The organism is Leeuwenhoekiella palythoae (genome assembly GCF_900130045.1).
Lineage (GTDB): Bacteria > Bacteroidota > Bacteroidia > Flavobacteriales > Flavobacteriaceae > Leeuwenhoekiella > Leeuwenhoekiella palythoae.
Map to the genome: position 1 here is coordinate 189,293 of NZ_FQXT01000005.1, position 20,690 is coordinate 209,982.

General features: G+C 40.7%; 19 protein-coding genes. 8 read left to right on the top strand and 11 right to left on the bottom strand.

Annotated features, from left to right (window positions below; genetic code table 11):
- From BUA96_RS14170 to radC, 3 genes are read right to left on the bottom strand one after another with little or no spacing between them, the layout of a single operon-like run.
- Positions 1 to 693 (bottom strand): YjjG family noncanonical pyrimidine nucleotidase, encoded by a 693-nt coding sequence (locus tag BUA96_RS14170; RefSeq protein ID WP_072984125.1) that lies wholly within the window; start codon positions 691 to 693, stop codon positions 1 to 3.
- The gene (locus BUA96_RS14175; protein ID WP_072984127.1) at positions 686 to 1,990 is read right to left on the bottom strand and encodes a polysaccharide deacetylase family protein; all 1,305 of its coding nucleotides are present in this window, start codon (positions 1,988 to 1,990) and stop codon (positions 686 to 688) included. The genes BUA96_RS14170 and BUA96_RS14175 overlap by 8 nt, the downstream gene beginning before the upstream one ends.
- 51 nt (positions 1,991 to 2,041) lie before the next feature.
- Positions 2,042 to 2,740: a RadC family protein gene (gene radC / locus BUA96_RS14180; protein ID WP_072984129.1), complete on the bottom strand. Its 699-nt coding sequence runs from the start codon at positions 2,738 to 2,740 to the stop codon at positions 2,042 to 2,044.
- A 98-nt stretch (positions 2,741 to 2,838) separates the two neighbouring features.
- Here radC and BUA96_RS14185 point away from each other — a divergent pair, with 98 nt between their 5' ends.
- Together BUA96_RS14185 and BUA96_RS14190 are read left to right on the top strand one after the other, a co-directional pair.
- Positions 2,839 to 3,282 carry a DUF1569 domain-containing protein gene (locus BUA96_RS14185; RefSeq protein ID WP_072984131.1) on the top strand — a complete coding sequence of 148 codons (444 nt, stop codon included), beginning with the start codon at positions 2,839 to 2,841 and terminating at the stop codon, positions 3,280 to 3,282.
- Entirely contained in the window at positions 3,279 to 3,905 is a 627-nt protein-coding gene (locus BUA96_RS14190; RefSeq protein ID WP_072984133.1) for an FMN-binding negative transcriptional regulator, read from the top strand. Before BUA96_RS14185 ends, BUA96_RS14190 begins: the two co-directional genes overlap by 4 nt.
- 1 nt (position 3,906) lies before the next feature.
- Here BUA96_RS14190 and BUA96_RS14195 read toward each other — a convergent pair whose 3' ends face one another.
- The 5 genes from BUA96_RS14195 to BUA96_RS14215 all read right to left on the bottom strand — a co-directional run bounded on the left by BUA96_RS14195 (position 3,907) and on the right by BUA96_RS14215 (position 9,207).
- Positions 3,907 to 5,265 (bottom strand): UDP-N-acetylmuramate--L-alanine ligase, encoded by a 1,359-nt coding sequence (locus BUA96_RS14195; protein ID WP_072984135.1) that lies wholly within the window; start codon positions 5,263 to 5,265, stop codon positions 3,907 to 3,909.
- A gap of 82 nt (positions 5,266 to 5,347) precedes the next feature.
- Entirely contained in the window at positions 5,348 to 6,307 is a 960-nt protein-coding gene (locus BUA96_RS14200; protein WP_072984137.1) for a tetratricopeptide repeat protein, read from the bottom strand.
- A 106-nt stretch (positions 6,308 to 6,413) separates the two neighbouring features.
- The gene (locus tag BUA96_RS14205; RefSeq protein WP_072984139.1) at positions 6,414 to 6,935 is read right to left on the bottom strand and encodes a DUF4136 domain-containing protein; all 522 of its coding nucleotides are present in this window, start codon (positions 6,933 to 6,935) and stop codon (positions 6,414 to 6,416) included.
- Between the two features lie 68 nt (positions 6,936 to 7,003).
- Complete coding sequence (gene obgE, locus BUA96_RS14210) at positions 7,004 to 8,017, bottom strand: GTPase ObgE (protein ID WP_072984141.1); 1,014 nt, start codon at positions 8,015 to 8,017, stop codon at positions 7,004 to 7,006.
- 83 nt (positions 8,018 to 8,100) lie between these two features.
- Positions 8,101 to 9,207, bottom strand: a complete 1,107-nt coding sequence (locus BUA96_RS14215) for an adenylate kinase (protein WP_072984143.1) — start codon at positions 9,205 to 9,207, stop codon at positions 8,101 to 8,103.
- A gap of 198 nt (positions 9,208 to 9,405) precedes the next feature.
- Between BUA96_RS14215 and BUA96_RS14220 the strand changes: the two genes are divergently transcribed.
- The 3 genes from BUA96_RS14220 (at position 9,406) to BUA96_RS14230 (ending at position 13,384) form a co-directional block, all read left to right on the top strand.
- Positions 9,406 to 10,563, top strand: coding sequence for a 5-(carboxyamino)imidazole ribonucleotide synthase (locus tag BUA96_RS14220; protein WP_072984145.1), 1,158 nt, complete (start codon positions 9,406 to 9,408; stop codon positions 10,561 to 10,563).
- Between the two features lie 61 nt (positions 10,564 to 10,624).
- On the top strand, positions 10,625 to 11,104 hold the full coding sequence (gene purE / locus BUA96_RS14225; protein WP_072984147.1) for a 5-(carboxyamino)imidazole ribonucleotide mutase: 480 nt from the start codon (positions 10,625 to 10,627) through the stop codon (positions 11,102 to 11,104).
- A 249-nt stretch (positions 11,105 to 11,353) separates the two neighbouring features.
- Positions 11,354 to 13,384, top strand: coding sequence for a M3 family metallopeptidase (locus tag BUA96_RS14230; protein WP_072984149.1), 2,031 nt, complete (start codon positions 11,354 to 11,356; stop codon positions 13,382 to 13,384).
- A 34-nt stretch (positions 13,385 to 13,418) separates the two neighbouring features.
- Here BUA96_RS14230 and BUA96_RS14235 read toward each other — a convergent pair whose 3' ends face one another.
- Positions 13,419 to 14,645 carry a glycosyltransferase family 4 protein gene (locus tag BUA96_RS14235; RefSeq protein ID WP_072984151.1) on the bottom strand — a complete coding sequence of 409 codons (1,227 nt, stop codon included), beginning with the start codon at positions 14,643 to 14,645 and terminating at the stop codon, positions 13,419 to 13,421.
- 177 nt (positions 14,646 to 14,822) lie between these two features.
- On the opposite strand from BUA96_RS14235, the gene BUA96_RS14240 reads away from it, so the two are divergent.
- Both BUA96_RS14240 and BUA96_RS14245 read left to right on the top strand, forming a co-directional pair.
- Positions 14,823 to 15,329: a GbsR/MarR family transcriptional regulator gene (locus BUA96_RS14240; RefSeq protein ID WP_072984153.1), complete on the top strand. Its 507-nt coding sequence runs from the start codon at positions 14,823 to 14,825 to the stop codon at positions 15,327 to 15,329.
- Between the two features lie 104 nt (positions 15,330 to 15,433).
- Positions 15,434 to 15,862, top strand: coding sequence for a hypothetical protein (locus BUA96_RS14245; RefSeq protein WP_072984155.1), 429 nt, complete (start codon positions 15,434 to 15,436; stop codon positions 15,860 to 15,862).
- A gap of 55 nt (positions 15,863 to 15,917) precedes the next feature.
- On the opposite strand, the gene gcvP is transcribed toward BUA96_RS14245, so the two are convergent.
- Positions 15,918 to 18,770: an aminomethyl-transferring glycine dehydrogenase gene (gene gcvP / locus BUA96_RS14250; protein ID WP_072984157.1), complete on the bottom strand. Its 2,853-nt coding sequence runs from the start codon at positions 18,768 to 18,770 to the stop codon at positions 15,918 to 15,920.
- 123 nt (positions 18,771 to 18,893) lie between these two features.
- Between gcvP and BUA96_RS14255 the strand changes: the two genes are divergently transcribed.
- Positions 18,894 to 19,691, top strand: a complete 798-nt coding sequence (locus BUA96_RS14255; protein ID WP_072984159.1) for a UbiA prenyltransferase family protein — start codon at positions 18,894 to 18,896, stop codon at positions 19,689 to 19,691.
- A gap of 238 nt (positions 19,692 to 19,929) precedes the next feature.
- Here the strand turns inward: BUA96_RS14255 and BUA96_RS14265 are convergent, their stop codons facing one another.
- The gene (locus tag BUA96_RS14265) at positions 19,930 to 20,481 is read right to left on the bottom strand and encodes a sigma-70 family RNA polymerase sigma factor (RefSeq protein WP_072984163.1); all 552 of its coding nucleotides are present in this window, start codon (positions 20,479 to 20,481) and stop codon (positions 19,930 to 19,932) included.
- Positions 20,482 to 20,690: the final 209 nt, after the last annotated feature.

Consider the following 20,690-nt stretch of genomic DNA (forward strand, 5'->3'; position numbering starts at 1 on the left):
TTATAAATAACGACTTATATCGCTTAAAAAATCAATTTTATGAATGTGCGGTGGTAGTACGGTTTTATGATAGTTAAAACAGATGCTACGCATACCTACATTAAGCGCACCTTCTATATCTGCTTCATAATTATCACCAATCATCAAACTGTTTCCTGGCACCGCAGCAGCTTGATCCATCGCGTGAAGAAAAATCTTCGAGTCTGGCTTTTTGACACCTACAGACTCGCTACTGGTCACCGTTTTAAAATAGTGATCAATCTTCGAGTTTTGTAATTTAAGCTGTTGCACTTCTTGAAATCCGTTTGTGATAATATGGAGTTTAAAGCGCTTATGCAAATCTTCTAACTGCTCTACAGCATCATCAAATAAATAGTTATGCTTTGGCAAATAATCAATATAATCCACCGAAAGCCTATCGATCAAATGATCGTCAATGGAAACCCCAATTGCTTTGAAGCTATTTTTTAGTCTTCCGTAGCGCAACTGCTCTTTGGTAATTCGAGATTCGCGATAATATTTCCAATATTGAAAATTTATAGGCTCATAAGCTTCCAGAAAGTCATCAATCGCAACATCAATTTTATTCTTTTGAAAAATATCTGCAAAAGCTAATCTGGAATTTCGGTCAAAATCCCAAAGGGTGTGATCCAGATCAAAAAAAATGTGCTCTATGTCTTTGATTTTAGTCATTTACTAATTCTCTAAAAAATTGTTTCCACTGGCCTTGATCCTGACCTTTACCTGTGACTGATTTATTTCTGAAACTAAACACAAAACTTCCCTTTACCTGTTCTACCTGTTTTTTCATTTCAAAAAAAGTATCAAGCTCCTGATTAAGTTCTTTTTCATCAGAAGCACTGCTTTCAAATGCCGAAGCTTGCGCACAAATAGGATGAATGAGCAACGGAGTTATCGTCTCATAATCGAGATCATAAAAATTAAACGGAGTGCAGGTTCCTGCTCTGAAACCCAAATATTCAGGATACCCCATAGAATAATCGTTTTTCATCTCTAACTGAATCATTTCGCGGTAATGTTCAGGAAGACTCTGCATATACTTGCTACAACGTACAGCACTTAATTGTTTATTGGTAATCCCCTCAATTCTTTTCTTTTCTAACTTCATTTGGCGTTTTACTGATAACGCCTCTTTAGATAACAACAAACCTACTTCGCTGTAATCGCCCACCATTTTAATAAGCTCTCTAAAGGTTTTCTTATTGTATCTGATGTTCCGTGTGTAGGTCGAATAATTACCTACCATAAAGAAGAAAACAAACTTAAACTTGGCGTTCTTTTGCACGTTGATCAACCAACTGAAGGTATCATAAGGATCTTTACGCAAGCCAAGGTTCACCCGTAAGCGCAGCCAGATTCTGCTGAACTGCAAATGCACCAGATCAATTAAAAAACTGGTCACCCACCGCATAATGCCAATGCCGTACATCTCATAAGCCTGCTCAACATCTACCAATGCCTGAAAACTGAATTTACGCTGCTCAAAAGGATAATCAGGATATTTCTCTAAAAGTACTTCTTTAAAATATCCTGCCCAGATATCAATAACCGGTTGGGTTAAAATCTCCTCTTGATAAGCAAGACTTTCGGTAGCCGGAAACCGGCCTTGTTCATCCTTTACGTGAGGTAAAAACTCTTCATATCGACTAAGAAGCACAAAGGCCGCAGCAAATATATCAAAGGGTAGCGCGCTTTTAGTTCCGGTCACAAAAAAACACTTTGTTTCTCGCCAAGGCTGCATATTGATCTCAATATCTGTGATGCCTTGTTCAAATAAAACCTCCTGACTTTTTATATGCAACTCTTTCCCTAGCGGTTTACTGGTGTACGAAAGCTTCAAACTATCGTGCACGATAAACTCGTCTACCGCGGTGGTGAATTTTACAGGAATCCCAAGAATATTGGTGCAGATATGCTTAAAGGTATATCGCAATCTTGGGGTGATTTTATGCGTGTAAATAAGAAGCATAAGTAGTTTTATAGCGGCAATTTCCGCAATTTTTAATTAAAGCGGAAGGAATTACAGCAAACCTTCGTCAGCAAAGCTAAAATAGGAATTTTCAGTAATGATAAGATGGTCTAGCACTTTAATATCGAGGCTGGCCGCCGCTGTTTTTAATTTTGAAGTAATCGCCTTATCGGCCTCACTAGGACGCAAACCGCCTGATGGGTGATTGTGTGCGAGAATCAAAGATACTGCTCCGCGTTCTAAAGCCAGTTTTAACACCAATCTGACATCGACCAATGTGCCTGTCATTCCGCCTTTGCTTAATTGATGTTTGTGTAAAACCTTATTAGAGTTATTAAGGTATAGAATCCAGAATTCTTCGTGCGGCAGTTCACCTAAAATAGGTTGCAGCAATCTAAAAACCGCGTGACTGCCCGTGATCTTAGTAGGCTCTTCGGCTTTATCGGTTTGCCTCCTGCGACCCAATTCGGTGGCGGCGGCAATACTCACCGCCTTAGCCTCGCCAATACCTTTAAATTTCATAAGCTGTGAAAGGCTCAGTTTGCCTAAAGCATTCAAGTTATGATCTACCGAAGCAAGAATACGCTTGCTCAATGCTACTGCGCTTTCATTTCGACTTCCGGAACCGATTAATATTGCCACAAGCTCTGCGTCGCTGAGTGCATCTTTTCCTTTTTGTAATAATTTTTCCCGAGGACGATCATCTAAAGACCACTGTTTGATAGAAAAACTTTCTGAATTCTGCTGCATAATAATTCGTCTAAATTCTACGGAACTCGTGGGGCAGCGATCCTTGTCTAAAATTAAAAAATGTATTTTTAGATTTCAGTTATTAATCGAAAAATAAAATGGAAAGTCTCTTTACAACAGAAAGTTACGCTAAAACCCTTGATCGAATAGATGCCTTAACGCCTAGTCAAAAGCCACAGTGGGGAAAGATGACTGTAAGACAGATGCTGGCGCATTGTCAAAAACCTTTAGAGATTGCACTTTACAATAAAGATTTTGGGCTGAAATCTAATTTTTTGATTAGAACATTTTTTAAAAAGGCGATGTATGACGACAGTTCCTTCAGAAAAAATATGCCTACTCCCAAGCGTTTTAAAGTTAGTGAGCCTAAAGATTTTACTACTGAAAAAGCCGCACTTAAAGAATTGATTGAAGCATTTTATCAACTAACTCCAAATGCTCACTTAGAGCCGCATCCGGTTTTTGGCAAACTCACTACTGACCAATGGGGAAAATTGCAGTATAAACATCTGGATCATCATCTTAACCAATTTGGCGTATGAGCACATATCCTCCGGCACATCATCAGGAAGCCTACTTTAAGAATATTATACAAACGCTTAAAACCTTTCCGTTAGCTACGTTGATCACGGTAGAAAACGAGCGTCCTGTGATCACTCATTTACCATTGAGATATGTTGCCGATAAGGGCTACGGAAAACTTATAGGTCATATAGATAACAACAATCCGCAAGTTCCACATTTGGCTGAAGGTTCACAGGTAACTGTACTTTTTAACGGCCCGGACACCTATATTTCACCAAGTATTTATACCACTTCACAATTGCCCACGTGGAATTACATTAAAATACATTTAGAGACAAAAGTTGTAAAAACACTCACTAATGAAGGGTTGAAAAGTGAGATGGTCGCGCTTACCTCTTTTTTAGAAGGTAAAGAACAGCGCTACAGGCTTGAACAAACAGACCCAAGAGTTGAAACCTTCGTAAACTATGTTACCGGATTTGAATTGCAAATAACCGCCTGGGAAGGAAAATTTAAACTCTCTCAAGATAAAAACAGTATAGATCAAGAAAAAGCAAAACAAGCGCTAACCAACAACTACGCAGATCTGATGGAAGACTATTTGACAGCAATCTATAGCCGGCACATCACCAAGGGCTAATTTACTTTGCCAGCAGATCTTGAACACTGTCAAAATCCAACCCTCCGTAATTGCCACTACTCATAAGTAACAACACCGCATTGTCAAAAGATTTAGTATCTAAGTAGGTTTTAAAATCTTCAGCGTCTGTAAAAATGCTTAGGTCATCACGATCAAATGCAGTTGCAATTTGATTCTCGCTAATCGCCTCTAACTTTTTGAGCGCTACTGCTTCGGGCGTGTAAAAGACTACTGCTTCTTCAGCTGCATCTAAAGCGCCTTTATAGCCTTTGATAAACTCGGCATTTAGACTGCTGTAGGTATGCAATTCTAGACAGGCGATCAGCTTTTTATCAGGATATTGATTTTTTACAGCTTTAGTAGTTGCTGCAACTTTACTGGGCGAATGAGCAAAATCTTTATAGGCGATCGCATCAGCAGTCTCACCGATCTTTTCCAAGCGTTTGGCTGCACCTTCAAAACTGGCAATGGCTTCATAAAAATCATCTTCATCAACACCCATATGCTGGCAAATCCATTTTGCTCCTGCAAGATTGCTCAGGTTATGTTTCCCGAAAACGGAAATAGGCATTGGTCCTTCTGGAGTTTCTAACAGGGTTTCCCCTGATTCGATTGTGTACTCCGGTGTTGCGTAAGCGTGCTTTCTGGTGGGTGCTGTTGCTGCCTCGGCAATGCGTTTTACCTCAGCATCTTCTTCATTATAAACTAATATTCCGCCTCGCGAAATAGAATCAGCAAAGATTTCAAATTGCTCAACATAATTCTCGTACGTAGGAAAAACGTTTACGTGATCCCAAGCAATACCGCTAATCAAGGCAATGTTTGGCTTATATAAATGAAATTTCGGACGGCGATCAATAGGTGAGGATAAGTACTCATCCCCTTCCAACAGAATAAAATCATTTTCTTCGGTTAGATGCACCATAGTTTCAAAACCCGGCAACTGCGCGCCCACCATAAAATCTACCTCACGATCGTGGTAATGCAACACATGCAAGATCATTGAAGTAATGGTTGTTTTTCCATGAGAACCGCCGATAACCACTCGGGTTTTTTCTTTAGACTGCTCGTAAAGAAACTCAGGATAACTGTAGATCTTTATGCCCAACTCCTGCGCTTTAAGCAATTCAGGATTGTCTGGTTTTGCGTGCATTCCCAGGATTACAGCATCAAGTTGATCATCAATTTTTTCTGGAAACCATCCCATCTCTACAGGAAGCAGGTCATATTTAGCCAATCGGGATTTTGAGGGTTCAAAAATAGCATCATCACTTCCGCTTACTTCATATCCTTTATGATGTAGGGCTAAAGCCAAATTGTGCATTGCACTTCCTCCAATCGCTATAAAATGTACTCGCATAATCCTGTATAGACTCTTTAAAATAGAATCTGCAAGTTAAGAAATCGCAGTTTTAGAAAAGGAATTAAAACAGGTTTCTACCCTATAATTCTTCAATACGTCGTTTCTCTTCTAAAGCCTGCTCAAAATCAGGTTTATCAGCCAAGGCAAGGTTAATGTAATGCGTCGCACGCGTTTTATCTCCCAGGTTTTTGTAGATCTGAGCCATCCTAAAATGCGCCCAACTTACCGGAACCCCATCTTTAACCGAATGGTTTTTTATGTATTGTTTTAAGCTTGCTAATCCCAGTTCGGGTTCCATATCGAACTCAGCTGCAATCTTACCTATTTGATAATTGATCTGGTTACGCTTATGTAATTTTAAGCTTGAAGCTGCATTATCAATCGCCTTCTGAGGTTGATTTTTTTTCTCGTATAAATTGGTTAGTTTCTCATAGGTGGTAGGTGAACCGCCTACTTCAATTGCCTTTTTATATAAAGCTTCGGCTTCCTGCATCTCATCCTGATATTCGGCCACATACCCTCTTGCCAAATACCCATCAACCGGAGAAATAGTTTGAAGTTCCATCGCATAGGCTTCGGCTTTTTTGGTGCTTCCGCCCACGATGCCGGGCAACTGCAAATACAGTTCTACCAGTGCCCACCTAGTTTCTATATGTTTTGGGTCTAATTCTGCAGCTTTTGTAAAATGTTCTTTGATATCATCAATGTACGTCAGTGCACGAAGTTTACTAATGTTTAGCGCTTTCATCCCTAAAGCACCACCAAATTTAAAGTGGTAATTAGCACTTGATGGTTGCTCTTCTACTAAAGGCTCGTAATAAGCAATGGCTGTATCCCAATCTTCTGCATAAGCCGCTATATCGCCTAAATATTCCCGGGTTTTAGCGTGTTTAGGATGCGCCTTTAAGTAGGCTGAAAAGAGTGGCTTGGCGTGCTCAAACTTTTCTGCCTTGAAATACGCTTCTGCCTTTTCATAATCAGCCTGCTGACCAAAAACCGAAGCAGTAAACAAGAGTGCAATTAAAAACTTCAAATGCATAAATGGTTGTTTTTGCCAAATCTAAACAAAAAGCACGCCACTATTAAAATGATTTTTAATGATGTCTATAATGAATTTAAAACGTAACAGCTTGACAAAAGGTAGTTTATTCCTCCGGAGGGAATTTTTCAAAAATCTTTTGAGCAATTTTTGTGTAATGGGTCACGCGCTCTTGCGGATTGGTACCCACTTTAATATTGCTATCACTTACCGCTTGCCACACCAAAATATCTTTTTGCGCATCAACAAGATCCAAGGTTATGGTTTGATGATTTTTATTACCGCCTAGCGGAATACCGGCTCCAACGCTTACCCCACCGCCATAGCTTCCGCCGCCAATACCAACTCCAACCGAGTTACGCTGAACGTCTTCATACTCTTCTGCAATAATATTGATCAACACATCCGGAGTTTGAGATTTTGTAAATCCTTTGGCCTGCATTACTGCATCGGTAGCATCCATAAGTCGTTTTAAATCAAGCTGACTCAGGCCGCTATCCATTTCCGGCATAAAATTATAGGTTTGATATTGAGAAAAATCTATTTGCTCGTCATAGTCATAATCTACACGGGTGCTTCCGCAGGAAATTGCTACCACCGCAAGTACGAAAATAAAAAAATGCTTCATCTTGTCTTTTCTTTTAAAAATAGACAATACAAAGCATCTTCTTAGTCAATAAAATCCTAAAACCTAAACTACTCTTCTACCGCAGGACGGTTGAGCATAGCCCACAAGCGATCTTTAAGTTGTGTAAGACCTTGCTGCGCTACTGACGATATAAACATATATTCAATAGGCAGATTTTTATCTAGTTCTTCTTTGAGTTCAGCTTTGAGTTCAGCATCAAGCATATCGCTCTTTGTGATGGCAATTAGCCGATCTTTATCTAAAAGCTGCGGATTGTATTTCTCTAATTCGTGTAATAAGATCTGATACTGTTCTGTAATATCCGGAGCATCTGCCGGAATCATAAACAATAAAGTCGAATTGCGCTCGATGTGTCTAAGAAAGCGATACCCTAACCCTTTTCCTTCTGCCGCCCCTTCAATAATCCCCGGAATATCAGCGATCACAAAAGTTTGAAAATCCCGATACTGAACGATTCCTAAATTGGGTTTTAAAGTCGTAAACTCGTAATTGGCAATTTTAGGCTTTGCCGCAGTGATTACTGAAAGTAGAGTTGATTTTCCTGCATTAGGAAAGCCTACCAATCCCACATCTGCAAGCACCTTTAACTCCAAAGTCACATCAACTTCCTGCCCGTCAATTCCGGGTTGTGCATAGCGCGGAGTTTGATTGGTTGATGTTTTAAAATGTGAGTTTCCCAGACCGCCCATTCCGCCTTCGGCGATGATGAACTCCTGATCTTCTTCTGTGATCTCTTTTAAAATCTCTTGCGTTTCGGTGTCACGTATGACTGTCCCTAGTGGCACTTCAATATAAACATCTTCACCATCAGCTCCCGTACTGGTTTGCTTACCGCCATTTTCGCCGTGACCGGCCTTAATATGACGCTTGAATTTTAGGTGCAGTAGCGTCCATAGATTAGGGTTAGCGCGTGCGATAATATGACCTCCACGACCACCATCACCTCCATCAGGTCCACCTTTGGCAACAAACTTTTCGCGTCGCAAATGCGCCGACCCCGCACCGCCCTTCCCAGAGCTCACGTGCATTTTTACATAATCAACAAAATTCCCTTCGGTCATCTTCTATTCTGTTTCTTTTAAAATACAAAAATAAACCGCTCTTGACAAAAGCGGTTTACTCTCAACACATTGGTTTATACAGCTTACAACGCATCAATAACGCTGCTTAGGCGTGTGGTGATTTCTTTGATCTCACCCACTCCATCAACGCCAAAATACTTATCCTGTTTTTGATAATAGCCTTTTAAAATTGCCGTCTCATCATAATATACTTTGATACGGTTGCGAATTACAGCCTCATCTGCATCGTCCTTTCTGCCGGAAGTTTTCCCACGTTCTAAAAGACGTTTTACCAAGATCTCATCATCGACTTCAAGAGCGATCATCGCAGCAACCTCAGTACCTTTTTCAGCAAGAAGTTTATCTAATGCTTCAGCTTGTGCTGTAGTACGAGGAAAACCATCAAAAATAAATCCGTTTGCATCTGGAGTTTTATCTACTGTAGCGCTCAACATATCAATTGTAACAGAATCTGGTACTAACTGACCTTTGTCTATATACGACTTTGCCAAAGTACCCAATTCGGTTGCGTTTTTAATATTATATCTAAACACATCTCCCGTTGAAATATGAACCAGATTGTATTTTTCTTTTAAAAAAGAGGCTTGTGTACCCTTACCAGCTCCCGGAGGGCCAAACAATACCAGATTTGTCATTTTTGTGGTTTTTAGTTTATATATAGCATTGAGGTTACGCCCCAATCCGTTGTAGTCCAGACCGTATCCCACGATAAAATCATTAGGGATTTCCAGACCTACATAATGTATTTTATATTCTTTAGTATATGCCGCTGGTTTATAAAATAAGCTGGCGATGCGATATTTATTCACACCCGCGTTTACCATCATTTGGGTGATTTTTTCGATCGTGTTCCCACTGTCTACAATATCTTCAATGATCACCACCTCTCGTTCTTCAAGATCAGCCTCTAGCGGAATATGCGTCTGCACCTGACCGGTACTTGAGGTACCATCATACGAACTCATCTTAATAAATTCGATCTCACAATCACCATCAAATCTGCTCAACAATTCGGTTGCAAACTTATAAGCGCCGTTGAGCACCACAAGAAAAACCGGCTCTTTGCCTTTAAAATCAAGATTAATTTGCTCCGCTACCCTATCTATCGCCTGAAGTAATTTTTCCTCAGAAATATATTCCTCAAATTGAAGTCCGTTTAATGTAATCATGATTCGCTTGATGGTCGTTAGTGTCAGGCGGCAAAGATACATATTGTTCACGAATATCGCTTTGAGCCTTATTCAATTAGAATAGCTCGTGTAATCAAATTTTTAGCCTGAAGTATTTCGGGCGTTGCTTCGGCTTTCTCTGTGTAAAAAGTTACTTTTGTATGACTAATTTTTTGTAGTAAAAAAGACCTAGAATTAATGACCTCATATTTTTCTTCAGATTTTAAACTCGCCATTTTAGGTGGCGGTCAATTGGGCAAAATGTTGCTTTATGAAACCCGCAAATTTGATATTCAAACCTTGGTTTTAGACCCTAATCCTGAAGCGCCTTCGCGGTTAGCCGCTAATTTTTTTCAGCAAGGTAATCTGATGGATTATGATACGGTGTATCACTTTGGAAAAAGAGCTGACATCGTAACTTTTGAGATCGAAGCAGTAAATGTAGATGCTCTTGAACAACTAGAAGCTGAAGGAATTACTGTGTATCCCAGCCCTAAAACACTGAGAAAAATTCAGGATAAAGGGGTGCAAAAAGATTTTTACACTGAAAAAAACATCCCAACTGCACCGTATAAGAAATACCCTACTCTTGCAGATCTCAAGCTTGCGCTGACGGCCAATCAAAGTAGTTTTCCTTTTGTTTGGAAAAGCACCCAGGGCGGTTATGACGGTAAAGGGGTGCAGGTCGTTCGCTCACAAGAAGATCTTGAAAAGCTGGTAGACACGCCGTGCATCGCTGAAAGAATGATTCCTTTTAAGAACGAATTGGCAGTGATTGTTGTGCGCTCTCCCAAAGGCGAAGTAAAAACCTATCCTGTCGTAGAAATGGAATTTCATCCGGAGGCCAATCAAGTTGAATACGTGATCTGCCCGGGGCGCATAGATGATAAAGTCGCGACTAAAGCCCGCGAAGTTGCTACCCAAGTTTCAGAAGCCTTTGAGCACGTAGGACTTTTAGCAGTTGAAATGTTTCAAACCGAAGATGATGAAATCCTGGTTAACGAAGTAGCACCGCGCCCGCATAACAGCGGTCATTACAGTATTGAAGGCAGTTATACCAACCAGTTTGAGCAACACCTGCGTGCAATTTTAAACCTTCCGTTAGGTGAAACCGAAAGTAAAATTGGAGCAGTAATGGTCAATCTTGTAGGTGCTGAAGGTCATACCGGAGATGTATATTATGAGAAAATCGAAGATATTATGGCGCTCAAAGGCGTAACACCTCACATTTACGGAAAACGGGAGACCAGACCCTTTAGAAAAATGGGGCACGTAACCATTGTTAATAGTGACCTGAGCGAAGCGCGTAACATCGCCGAACAAGTGAAAAATGCCATTCGCGTAATCACCAAATAAATTCTGAACTTCAACAAAACAAATTCAATTAAAAGCGCCTAGGCGTAATAAAAAAACAAGTATGGTAGGAATAATCATGGGAAGTACCAGCGATATGCCGGTGATGCAAGCAGCGATAGATGTTCTTGAACAACTAGGAATAAAAACTGAAGTTGATATCGTTTCAGCACACCGCACTCCAGACAAATTGTTTGATTACGGAAAGAATGCTCACGAGCGTGGAATTCAGGTAATCATTGCCGGTGCCGGTGGTGCTGCACATTTACCGGGAATGATCGCATCCTTATCTCCGCTTCCGGTGATTGGCGTACCCGTAAAATCACGCAACTCTATTGACGGTTGGGATTCTGTGCTCTCTATTTTACAGATGCCGGGAGGTGTTCCTGTAGCAACTGTAGCCCTTGACGGTGCGCAAAATGCAGGCATTCTAGCCGCTCAAATTCTTGGCGCTTCAGATGAAGCTGTTCGCAATCGCATTGTTGACTTTAAGGCTGGATTAAAAGAGAAGGTAATAAAAGGCGCTGCCTCGATCAAAAAGTAAACTTTTTTACTGCAAACCAACAGGAAGTATATGCCACTAAAAAGAGCCGTTAAAAACGGCTCTCAAGAAATGTATCAGGTAAATTAAAGTATTTATTAACCATTCTAAATATTATTAATCAAACCTTTCCTACATATCTAAATCAATATTTTATGGCTTAGCAAATTTACCTTAAAGTAACTATAATTTTCGCTAAAGGTATCATAATACTAGCTAAAATACATATAACCTAAAAAAGACTATAGAAAATTGAAAAATTCTGAAAATATACTACTTCAAAGTTTTGATATCGCACCTTTTGACGCGATACAAAATGCAGATTACAAACCTGCTATTGAGGCCGCTATCGCTCAAGCCCGACAAGAAATTGACTTCATCACAAACAATCCAGAGCCGGCAACTTTTGAAAATACGATTGCCGCATTAGACTATGCCGGATATCAATTAGACCGAGTTACGAGCATTTTTTTTAACCTCAACAGCGCCGAAACTAACGAGACGATTCAAAAAACAGCACAAGAGGTTTCTCCGCTACTATCAGAATTTTCTAATGATATCACCCTTAACAAAGCCTTGTTTAAACGTGTAAAAAATGTTTACGATTCCCGAGAGTCTCTTGAGCTTACAAGAGAAGAGGAAGTTTTATTAGACAAACGCTATAAAGGCTTTTCTCGTAACGGTGCTAATTTAGCTGAAGATAAAAAAGCGCGCTTACGTGAGATTGATACCGAATTGTCTAAGCTTTCGCTGACGTTTGGTGAAAATGTTTTAGCGGAAACAAACAAGTTTGAGCTGCATCTTACTGATGAAGCAGATCTTGCCGGATTACCGGAAAGTACCAAAGAAGCAGCCGCACAAACCGCTGAAGAAAAAGGTAAAAAAGGCTGGGTATTTACGCTTGAATACCCAAGCTATATTCCGTTTATGAAATACGCCGAAAATCGTGAATTGCGGAAAAAGATGGCGATAGCTTTCGGTGCAAAAGGTTTTCATAATGACGAACTCGACAATCAGGAGAACGTGCTTGAAATTGTTAAGCTACGTCAGGAGCGTGCTAATCTTTTAGGCTATAAAACGCACGCGCACTTTGTTCTTGAACAACGCATGGCCAAAAGTCCTGAGAATGTAGAGCGTTTTCTACAAGATCTATTGGAGAAAGCAAAACCTGCAGCAGAACGCGAGTTTGCGCAGCTTGCCAACTTCGCTAAGAAACGCGATGGCATTGAAGAATTGCAAAAATGGGACAGCGCTTTTTATTCTGAAAAACTAAAGCAAGAACTTTTTGAATTGGATGATGAGCAACTGAAGCCGTATTTCAAGTTAGAGAATGTTATTGACGGTGTTTTCACTATTGCTCAGAAATTATACAAGCTTCGTTTTGTTGAAGTACAAGACATTCCAAAGTATCACAAAGATGTAAAAACATATCAGGTTTTTGATGACCAGGATAATTTCATCGCCATATTCTACGCTGATTTTCATCCACGTGCCGGTAAACGCGCAGGAGCTTGGATGACGCAATACAAAGGTCAGTTTAAAAAAGACGGAGTGAATGAACGACCACACGTTTCTAATGTGTGCAACTTTACAAAACCTACCGCTTCAAAACCGTCTTTGTTAACTTTTAATGAGGTGACAACGTTATTCCACGAGTTTGGTCACGGACTCCACGGAATGCTGGCGAACACCACCTACCCTAGCCTGTCTGGACCATCTGTATATTGGGATTTCGTTGAATTACCCAGTCAGGTTTTAGAGAACTGGTGTTACGAGCCTGAGGCTTTAGAACTATTCGCCAAACATTACGAGACCGGAGAAACCATCCCGATGGTTTTGATCGATAAGATCAAAAAAGCAGCCAACTTTCAAGAAGGGATGCAAACGCTTCGCCAGTTGAGTTTTGGCATTTTAGATATGTCTTGGCACGGTGCAGACCCTAGCGGAATAACCGATGTAAAAGCGCACGAAAAAGCGGCTTTTGAAAACACTAAACTCTACCCAGATGTTGCTGAAAATTGTATGAGTGTTTCATTCTCTCACATCTTTCAAGGTGGATATTCTAGCGGATACTACTCCTATAAATGGGCAGAGGTCTTGGATGCAGACGCTTTTGCTTACTTTAAAGAAAACGGTATTTTTAATGCTGAAGTCGCACAAAAATTTAAAGATCACGTACTCTCTCAAGGAGGCACCGAAGATCCTATGGTTTTATACAAGCGCTTCCGCGGAAAAGAACCTAATCCTGAAGCACTTTTAAAAAGAGCCGGATTGATACAATAGAAAAGCCAAAGCCTCATCACTTGATGAGGCTTTTTTATTTATTCTTCTCCTCTATCCATTTACTCATAAACCTAGAAGCCTGTAGCGATTGATGCCAAAGCATCGCACCTGTAAAATTGGAAAGGCGATGTTTTTCCAGATTGGCTTGTATATCGCTTAAGCGCTTTTGAAAAACGGAATTCCACGCTTCTTTAGAAAAGCGCTCATTCACAATATTTACCCCATTAGTTTGCGCTTCGGTAAATTTATTCTTGTTCTTGTAAAGTGTGATCGCAGCTTCTGCAAAGGCTTTAGGATCATCGACGACGCTTCCGTTAAAGTCCAGTTCGCCGTGCATTCCTTCGGCACCTACGCTTGTGGTTACTGCAGGTGTTCCGCATTGCATTGCGTCTAGTAATTTTCCTTTTAAACCTGCTCCTGTAAGCAAAGGTGCGAGTAACACCCGAGCTTCTTCAATAACTTCGTGTGCGCTTTCGGCTCTGCCTAGCACATAAAAATGCTCTTTAGGATTGTGCAACTGCGTATGCTTTTCTGCGGGATACGAACCGTAAACACGCATTTCGGCATCCGGCAACTGCTTACGAATGAGCGGCCAGATTTCCGTTTTTAAATACCGCACCGAAAGCCAATTGGGTTCGTGTCTGAAATTACCGATCGTCACAAAATGCTTCCGTGTCTCAAAAGGTTTCCAAGCCTGTTGCTCTTCCAAAGTAATTGGCGCAACCATAAACGGCAAGTACAACAATTGCGCATCAGGCACTTTAAAAATCTCTTGCAATAATTGCATTTCAGCTTCCGAAATAATTAGCGAGAGATCACACCGATAGATACTGGCAAGCTCGCGTTTTGCGTAATCGGTATGCAAATACTTTTCAGAGAAGGCTTCATTCGCTTTTAGAGCGGCCTCTCTCCCCTTTCTCAAGCCGTGCAGATCAATCGTTTCTAAAACACGTAGCGCACCCGGACATTGCTCTTTTACGCGCCAACCGAATTGTTCCTCGATCACGAACTTGTCAAACAACACCAGATCGGGATTGAGTTTTTTGATAAAGACATCAAACGATGCGTTGTTCAATTGAATATTGTGCGTTTGCACACCAAGTGCATCCAGGTCTTCAGCGTAGGGCGTTCTACCGGCCGCGCAAGCAAAACTCACCGTATATCCTTGCGCTTGCAAGCTTTCTAGCAACTGCATAATGCGCGTTCCCGCCGCTGACGAAACCGGCTCCGGCCAGACATTACCTATAATTAATGCATTCATAGCACAAAGATAGTTTTACTACAGCAGTAAACAACCTCACTGCAAGCCCTTGAGGCGTGAGTTGGAAACTGGCTACCAATTTCGAATCACGCCTTTAGATATTATACCTATTAACGGCGTTATTAAAATAAGTTTCAATAATTACTGAAACTTTAAAATATTTAAGTATCTTTGAGTATGGAATTCAATGAAGCAAAAGCACAATTTTTACAAACCTGGGGCGCATTAGGCTCGCAATGGGGCATTAATAAAACGATGGCGCAAATTCACGCGTTATTAATGATCTCGCCAGATTCACTATCGATGGAAGATGTGATGGAAGAATTGCAGATCTCTCGCGGTAATGCCAGTATGAACCTGCGCGGACTTATAGATTGGGGAATTGTATATAAAGAGTACAAACCCGGCGAGCGTCGCGAGTATTTTAAAGCGGATCAAGACGTAGATTCGCTGGCGCGCAAGATTGCCGTGGAACGCAGCAAGCGGGAAATCAAACCGGCAATTAGGGTTTTAGAAGGCGTAAAAAACTTTGACGAAACCGACAAAAGTCCGGAAGCTTTAAAGTTTAAAATGAAAACCCAAGAGCTTCATGATTTTGTAAACAAAGCAGATACAATGCTTGAAAAAATCGTCAACCAAAAAGAAAACTGGATCACCAAGACCATCATGAAACTGATGACCTAGCTTCAGCTTAGGTTTCTAAGGGATAAATTCAGGCTAAGAAGAATTTTTCAAAAACATATACAATTACACATTTCAATATTTTCTGAAAGTTTAAAAATAATGATATGAATACACTCAATTATTTTATTATCGCGGGAGGGTTTGGTCAGATTTTTACCGCTATGATCTATCCATTTATCCGGCATCGCGTTTTTGATTGGTACAATGATGTGAAACAACTCAAACCATTGAACCAAGAGATCGCTAAAACATATGGACATTATATTCAAGGGCTGAATTTTTCTTTTGGTTTGATCGCAATTGTTATTCCAAAACATTTAGCTAATGGAAGCGCCTTAGCGCTGGCACTTACTTCTCTTATTGCTGCTTACTGGGTAGGTAAGGTTGCCACTCAAATCGCATACTACCCAATGTATGACATTCCCAAAAATCCAATCTTTAAAATAGGAAGTTACGGTATGAATACACTTTTTGTATTCTTTGCGACACTTTACACTGCTCTTTGCGCTTTCAATCTTTATCAATTGCTCTAAACTAAAAAAGCGCCACTCGTTATGAATGGCGCTTTTTAATTTATGTTTTAGAAGACTACGCTTCTTCCATATACTCTTCAATTGGAGCACAAGTACAGATTAAGTTTCGGTCCCCATAAGCATCATCTACTCGACGTACAGAAGGCCAGAACTTGTTATCTGCAACATACTCTAGTGGATAAGCCGCTTGTTGACGCGTATACGGCAAATCCCACGTTTCAGCAGTCAACATATGCATCGTGTGCGGTGCATTTTTAAGCACGTTATTATCATTATCTGCAGTTGCCTGATCGATCTCTTTTCTGATACTGATCATCGCATCACAAAAACGATCTAACTCCTGTTTGCTTTCACTCTCTGTAGGCTCGATCATCATTGTTCCTGCAACCGGGAACGATACCGTAGGCGAATGAAAACCGTAATCAATTAAACGCTTAGCGATATCAACCACTTCGATCCCGTTATCTTTAAATGGACGACAATCGATGATCATCTCGTGAGCCGCACGTCCTTTTTCTCCAGAATACAATACTTCAAAAGCTCCTTTTAAACGCTCTTTAATATAGTTTGCGTTTAGAATGGCAGCTTCCGTAGATTGTTTTAATCCTTCTGCGCCTAACATTTTGATGTAGGCATAACTGATCAAGCACACTAAGGAAGATCCCCAAGGCGCTGCAGAAATTGCAGAAATCGCTTGTTCACCTCCGGTTTTGATCACAGGGTTCGTTGGTAAAAACGGAACCAGCTGCTCTGCCACACAAATAGGTCCAACGCCTGGTCCTCCACCACCGTGAGGAATTGCAAAAGTTTTATGCAAATTAAGGTGACAAACATCGGCACCAATTTTCCCTGGGTTGGTCAAACCAACCTGCGCATTCATATTTGCACCATCCATATATACCTGACCACCATTCTCGTGAATGATCGAAGTTATTTCTTGAATCGCGCTTTCATAAACCCCGTGCGTTGATGGATAAGTCACCATCAAGGCAGCAAGGTTATCTTTATATTTTTCTGCTTTTTCACGAAGATCGTCAACGTCAATGTTTCCTGCATCAGTAGCTTTAGTTACTACCACTTGCATTCCTGCCATTACAGCACTTGCAGGGTTCGTTCCGTGGGCAGAAGATGGAATCAAGCAAATATTTCGGTGATGATCATTTCTACTTTCATGGTAGGCTTTGATCACCATCAATCCTGCATATTCTCCTTGCGCTCCTGAATTAGGCTGAAGACTCGTTCCCGCAAAACCGGTAATTTCGGTTAATTGATCTTCTAATTTCTTAAGAACCGTTTGATATCCTTCGGCTTGTTCTACCGGCACAAACGGATGAATTCCGCCCCAGCGTGCATCACTTAGCGGAAGCATTTCGGCAGCAGCATTCAGCTTCATCGTACACGATCCTAAGGAGATCATACTGTGATTCAACGAAAGATCTTTACGCTCTAAACGCTTGATATAACGCATCAATTCCGTTTCAGAATGATAGCTGTTAAACACCTCGTTGGTCATAAATTCTGTTTTACGACCTAAGGCTTCAGGAATTGTGATCTCATCAACTAAAGCTTCTAAATGGGTGAATTCTTTGCCTAATGCTTCAGCAAAAACGGAAATGACCTTATTAAGATCAGAAAGGCTTGTCGCTTCGTTTACTGCAATGGAAACCGTTTCAGCATCCGGATAGTAGAAGTTGATTTCGTTTGCTTCTGCATATTTACGTACCGTTGCTGCATCTGTTTTTACACGAATGGTGTCAAAATACGCAGAGTTCAACTGATACAATCCTAAACTTTCTAAAGCATCAGCAAGGGTTGCTGCGGTACGCTGAATTTTGGTCGCGATATATTCAAGACCTTTTGGCCCGTGATACACCCCATACATCCCTGCCATCACCGCAAGAAGTACTTGCGCGGTACAAATGTTTGAAGTCGCTTTATCGCGCTTGATATGTTGCTCTCGGGTTTGAAGCGCCATACGTAACGCACGGTCTCCATTGCGATCTTTGGTCACCCCAATGATACGCCCCGGAATATTTCTTTTATATTCTTCACGTGTCGCAAAATAAGCAGCGTGCGGCCCACCATATCCTAACGGAATTCCAAAACGCTGGGTAGTTCCCACTACAACATCTGCTCCTAAATGTCCCGGTGATTCTAAAAGCACCAAGCTCATAATATCTGCCGCAACAGCAACTTTAATGTCTGCTTCTTTCGCTTTAGCAATAAATCCGGCATAATCGTGAACTTCGCCTGATGCAGATGGATATTGTAATAGCGCCCCAAAGAATTCTGAACTAAAATCAAACTCTTGTGGATTTCCTACAACCAACTCTACTCCTACCGGAAGGGCTCGTGTTTCTAAAACTGATAAAGTTTGTGGTAACACTTCTTTATCAACAAAGAATCTAACCACATCGTTTTTCTTTTGATCACGACTACGCACTGCTGCAAGAAGCGTCATCGCCTCTGCTGCTGCTGTAGATTCATCGAGCAAAGAAGCGTTGGCAAGTTCCATCCCGGTCAGATCGCTAATCATCGTCTGGAAGTTTAATAAAGCTTCTAGACGACCTTGCGCGATCTCTGCTTGGTACGGCGTGTAAGCCGTGTACCAACCGGGATTTTCTAAAATATTACGCTGAATAACCGCAGGAATTTTAGACTCGTGATACCCTAAACCTATGTATGTTTTAAACAGTTTGTTTTTATTGGCCAAAGCATTGATGTGCGTGGCATACTCATATTCACTAAGCGCCGGCTCCAGATCAAGGGCTTTTTTCAATTTAATTCCGTCAGGCAGGGTTTCGTAGATCAATTGATCTATATTTTCTGCCCCGATCGCTTTCAACATCTCCTCCTTCTCCTCAGGTCTTGGACCAATGTGTCTTAGTGAAAAAACATCTGTTCTCATATGCAATTTATGTGTGTTTAGAATGGCGCAAAAGTACAATTTCAGATATATATTCTGAGCGATATACCTCCTACTTTTTTAACCACTTAAAGCACTTATTAACAGTTGCTGTATCTTTACCTGATGAAATCTCTCAAAGGCCTTTTTGATTTTTATATCAACAGCAGTATACACGTGGCCTTTGCTGTGCTCGCGCTTGCATTGATTACCGAAAAACAATTGGATCTTGAACTAGATCTCTACTTCAATCTCTTTATTTTTTTAGGAACCATTACCGGCTATAATTTTGTGAAATACGCTGCTCTCGCCGGTCTGCATCACAGAAACCTCACCGATAGGCTTAAAATGATACAGACATTTTCTTTTATTTGCTTTATAGGCTTAGTGTATGTGGCTTATCAATTTACGGTAAGCTTTTGGATTTCCTGTATTCCTTTGGCTTTGCTCACTGTTCTTTATGCAATCCCTTTTTTACCGCATAAAACCAACTTAAGAAAAGTACCATCAATTAAAATATTTATCATCGCCGCAGTCTGGGCCGGGGTAACGGTATATTTACCGGTCGCTTATAGTGTTACTAATTTTTCTACCGAATTTTATCTCGAAATCGCACAACGTTTTATGCTAGTCCTCGCGTTAATTATTCCATTTGAAATACGCGATTTAACCTACGACTCTAACGCGTTGGGGACACTTCCGCAGGTATTAGGCATAAAAAAAACCAAGCTTGTTGGTTTATCAATGGTTTTGGGATGTATGGTTCTTGAGGCATTTAAAGCCAATGCATTCAGCACTTATGCTATTCTACTTCTTACAGCTTTAGCGATCATTAGATCCAACAGTAAGCAGCCTCATTATTATGCATCTTTTGTAGTGGAAGGAATCCCTATTCTTTGGGGAATTTTTATTCTGGCGTTTTAGCTAGTTCACGCTCTAGTTCTTCTCGAATGCGTTTCTTACACTCAGGAGTCATATGCTTGCACTTAGAGTCTTTTAGCAGATGGGTAAGCTTGGCGTTACGCTCAGAATACTTAACGCATCTTGAACATATAGATCGGTGCAATTTTACGCTTAGCTTTTCCATAAAAGAGATCTCTTCATATTGACCTCTATCACAAATTTGTCTAGCCTCCTTACAATTAATAAATAGTTTCATGCTTTATAACCAGTTTTCTTCTAAGCAACTCGCCAGTGCTGTACGGGCTCTGTGAATGATCACCCACAAGTTAGACGGCGTAATATCAAATTCTTTACAAATAGTTTCAGTATCCTGCCCTTCGATAGTTTTTTTTCTAAAAATAGCCGCCTGTTTTTCAGGCAACTTCCCTAAGCAGGCATAGATCGCCACGCCCAGCTCAGTATTTTCTAGTTCGTCTTCAGCAGTACGATCAAAAGGATCAGCAACACGCTCTTCAAGCCAGTCACCGCCTTCCTCATCATCGGCGTAGTTCATACGCACTTCGGCTTTTCCTTTTTTTGAATTTATCTTGCGATAATAGTCAATTATTTTTCGTTTTAAAATAGAAATCAGCCACGTACGCTCGCTAGCTTCTCCTTTAAAATTTTTCATTGACTTCAATCCCGCCAAAAAGGTTTCAGAAATTATATCTTCGGCCACCTCCTTATCGTTCACCTTTACAATCGTGTAATTGTAGAGGTAATCAGAGTATTTATCCACCCATTTTTGGGGATCGAGTTGGTGGTCTGCCATAATTGGTAAGTCAGTTATAGAACAAGCCGCAAATTTACGTAATTCTCAACAGTAGGCTAAAAGTAAAATTATTTTCGTCAATAGTAACATAAGAAAGCCTTATATCCATCTAAGTAAACTACCTCAGGGCAAGCCTAAGAGTATTACACCCTTTGGCGGCCCCAATAAATCAACCTAATCTGTTACATTTGCTGCTTTAGCAATTCAAT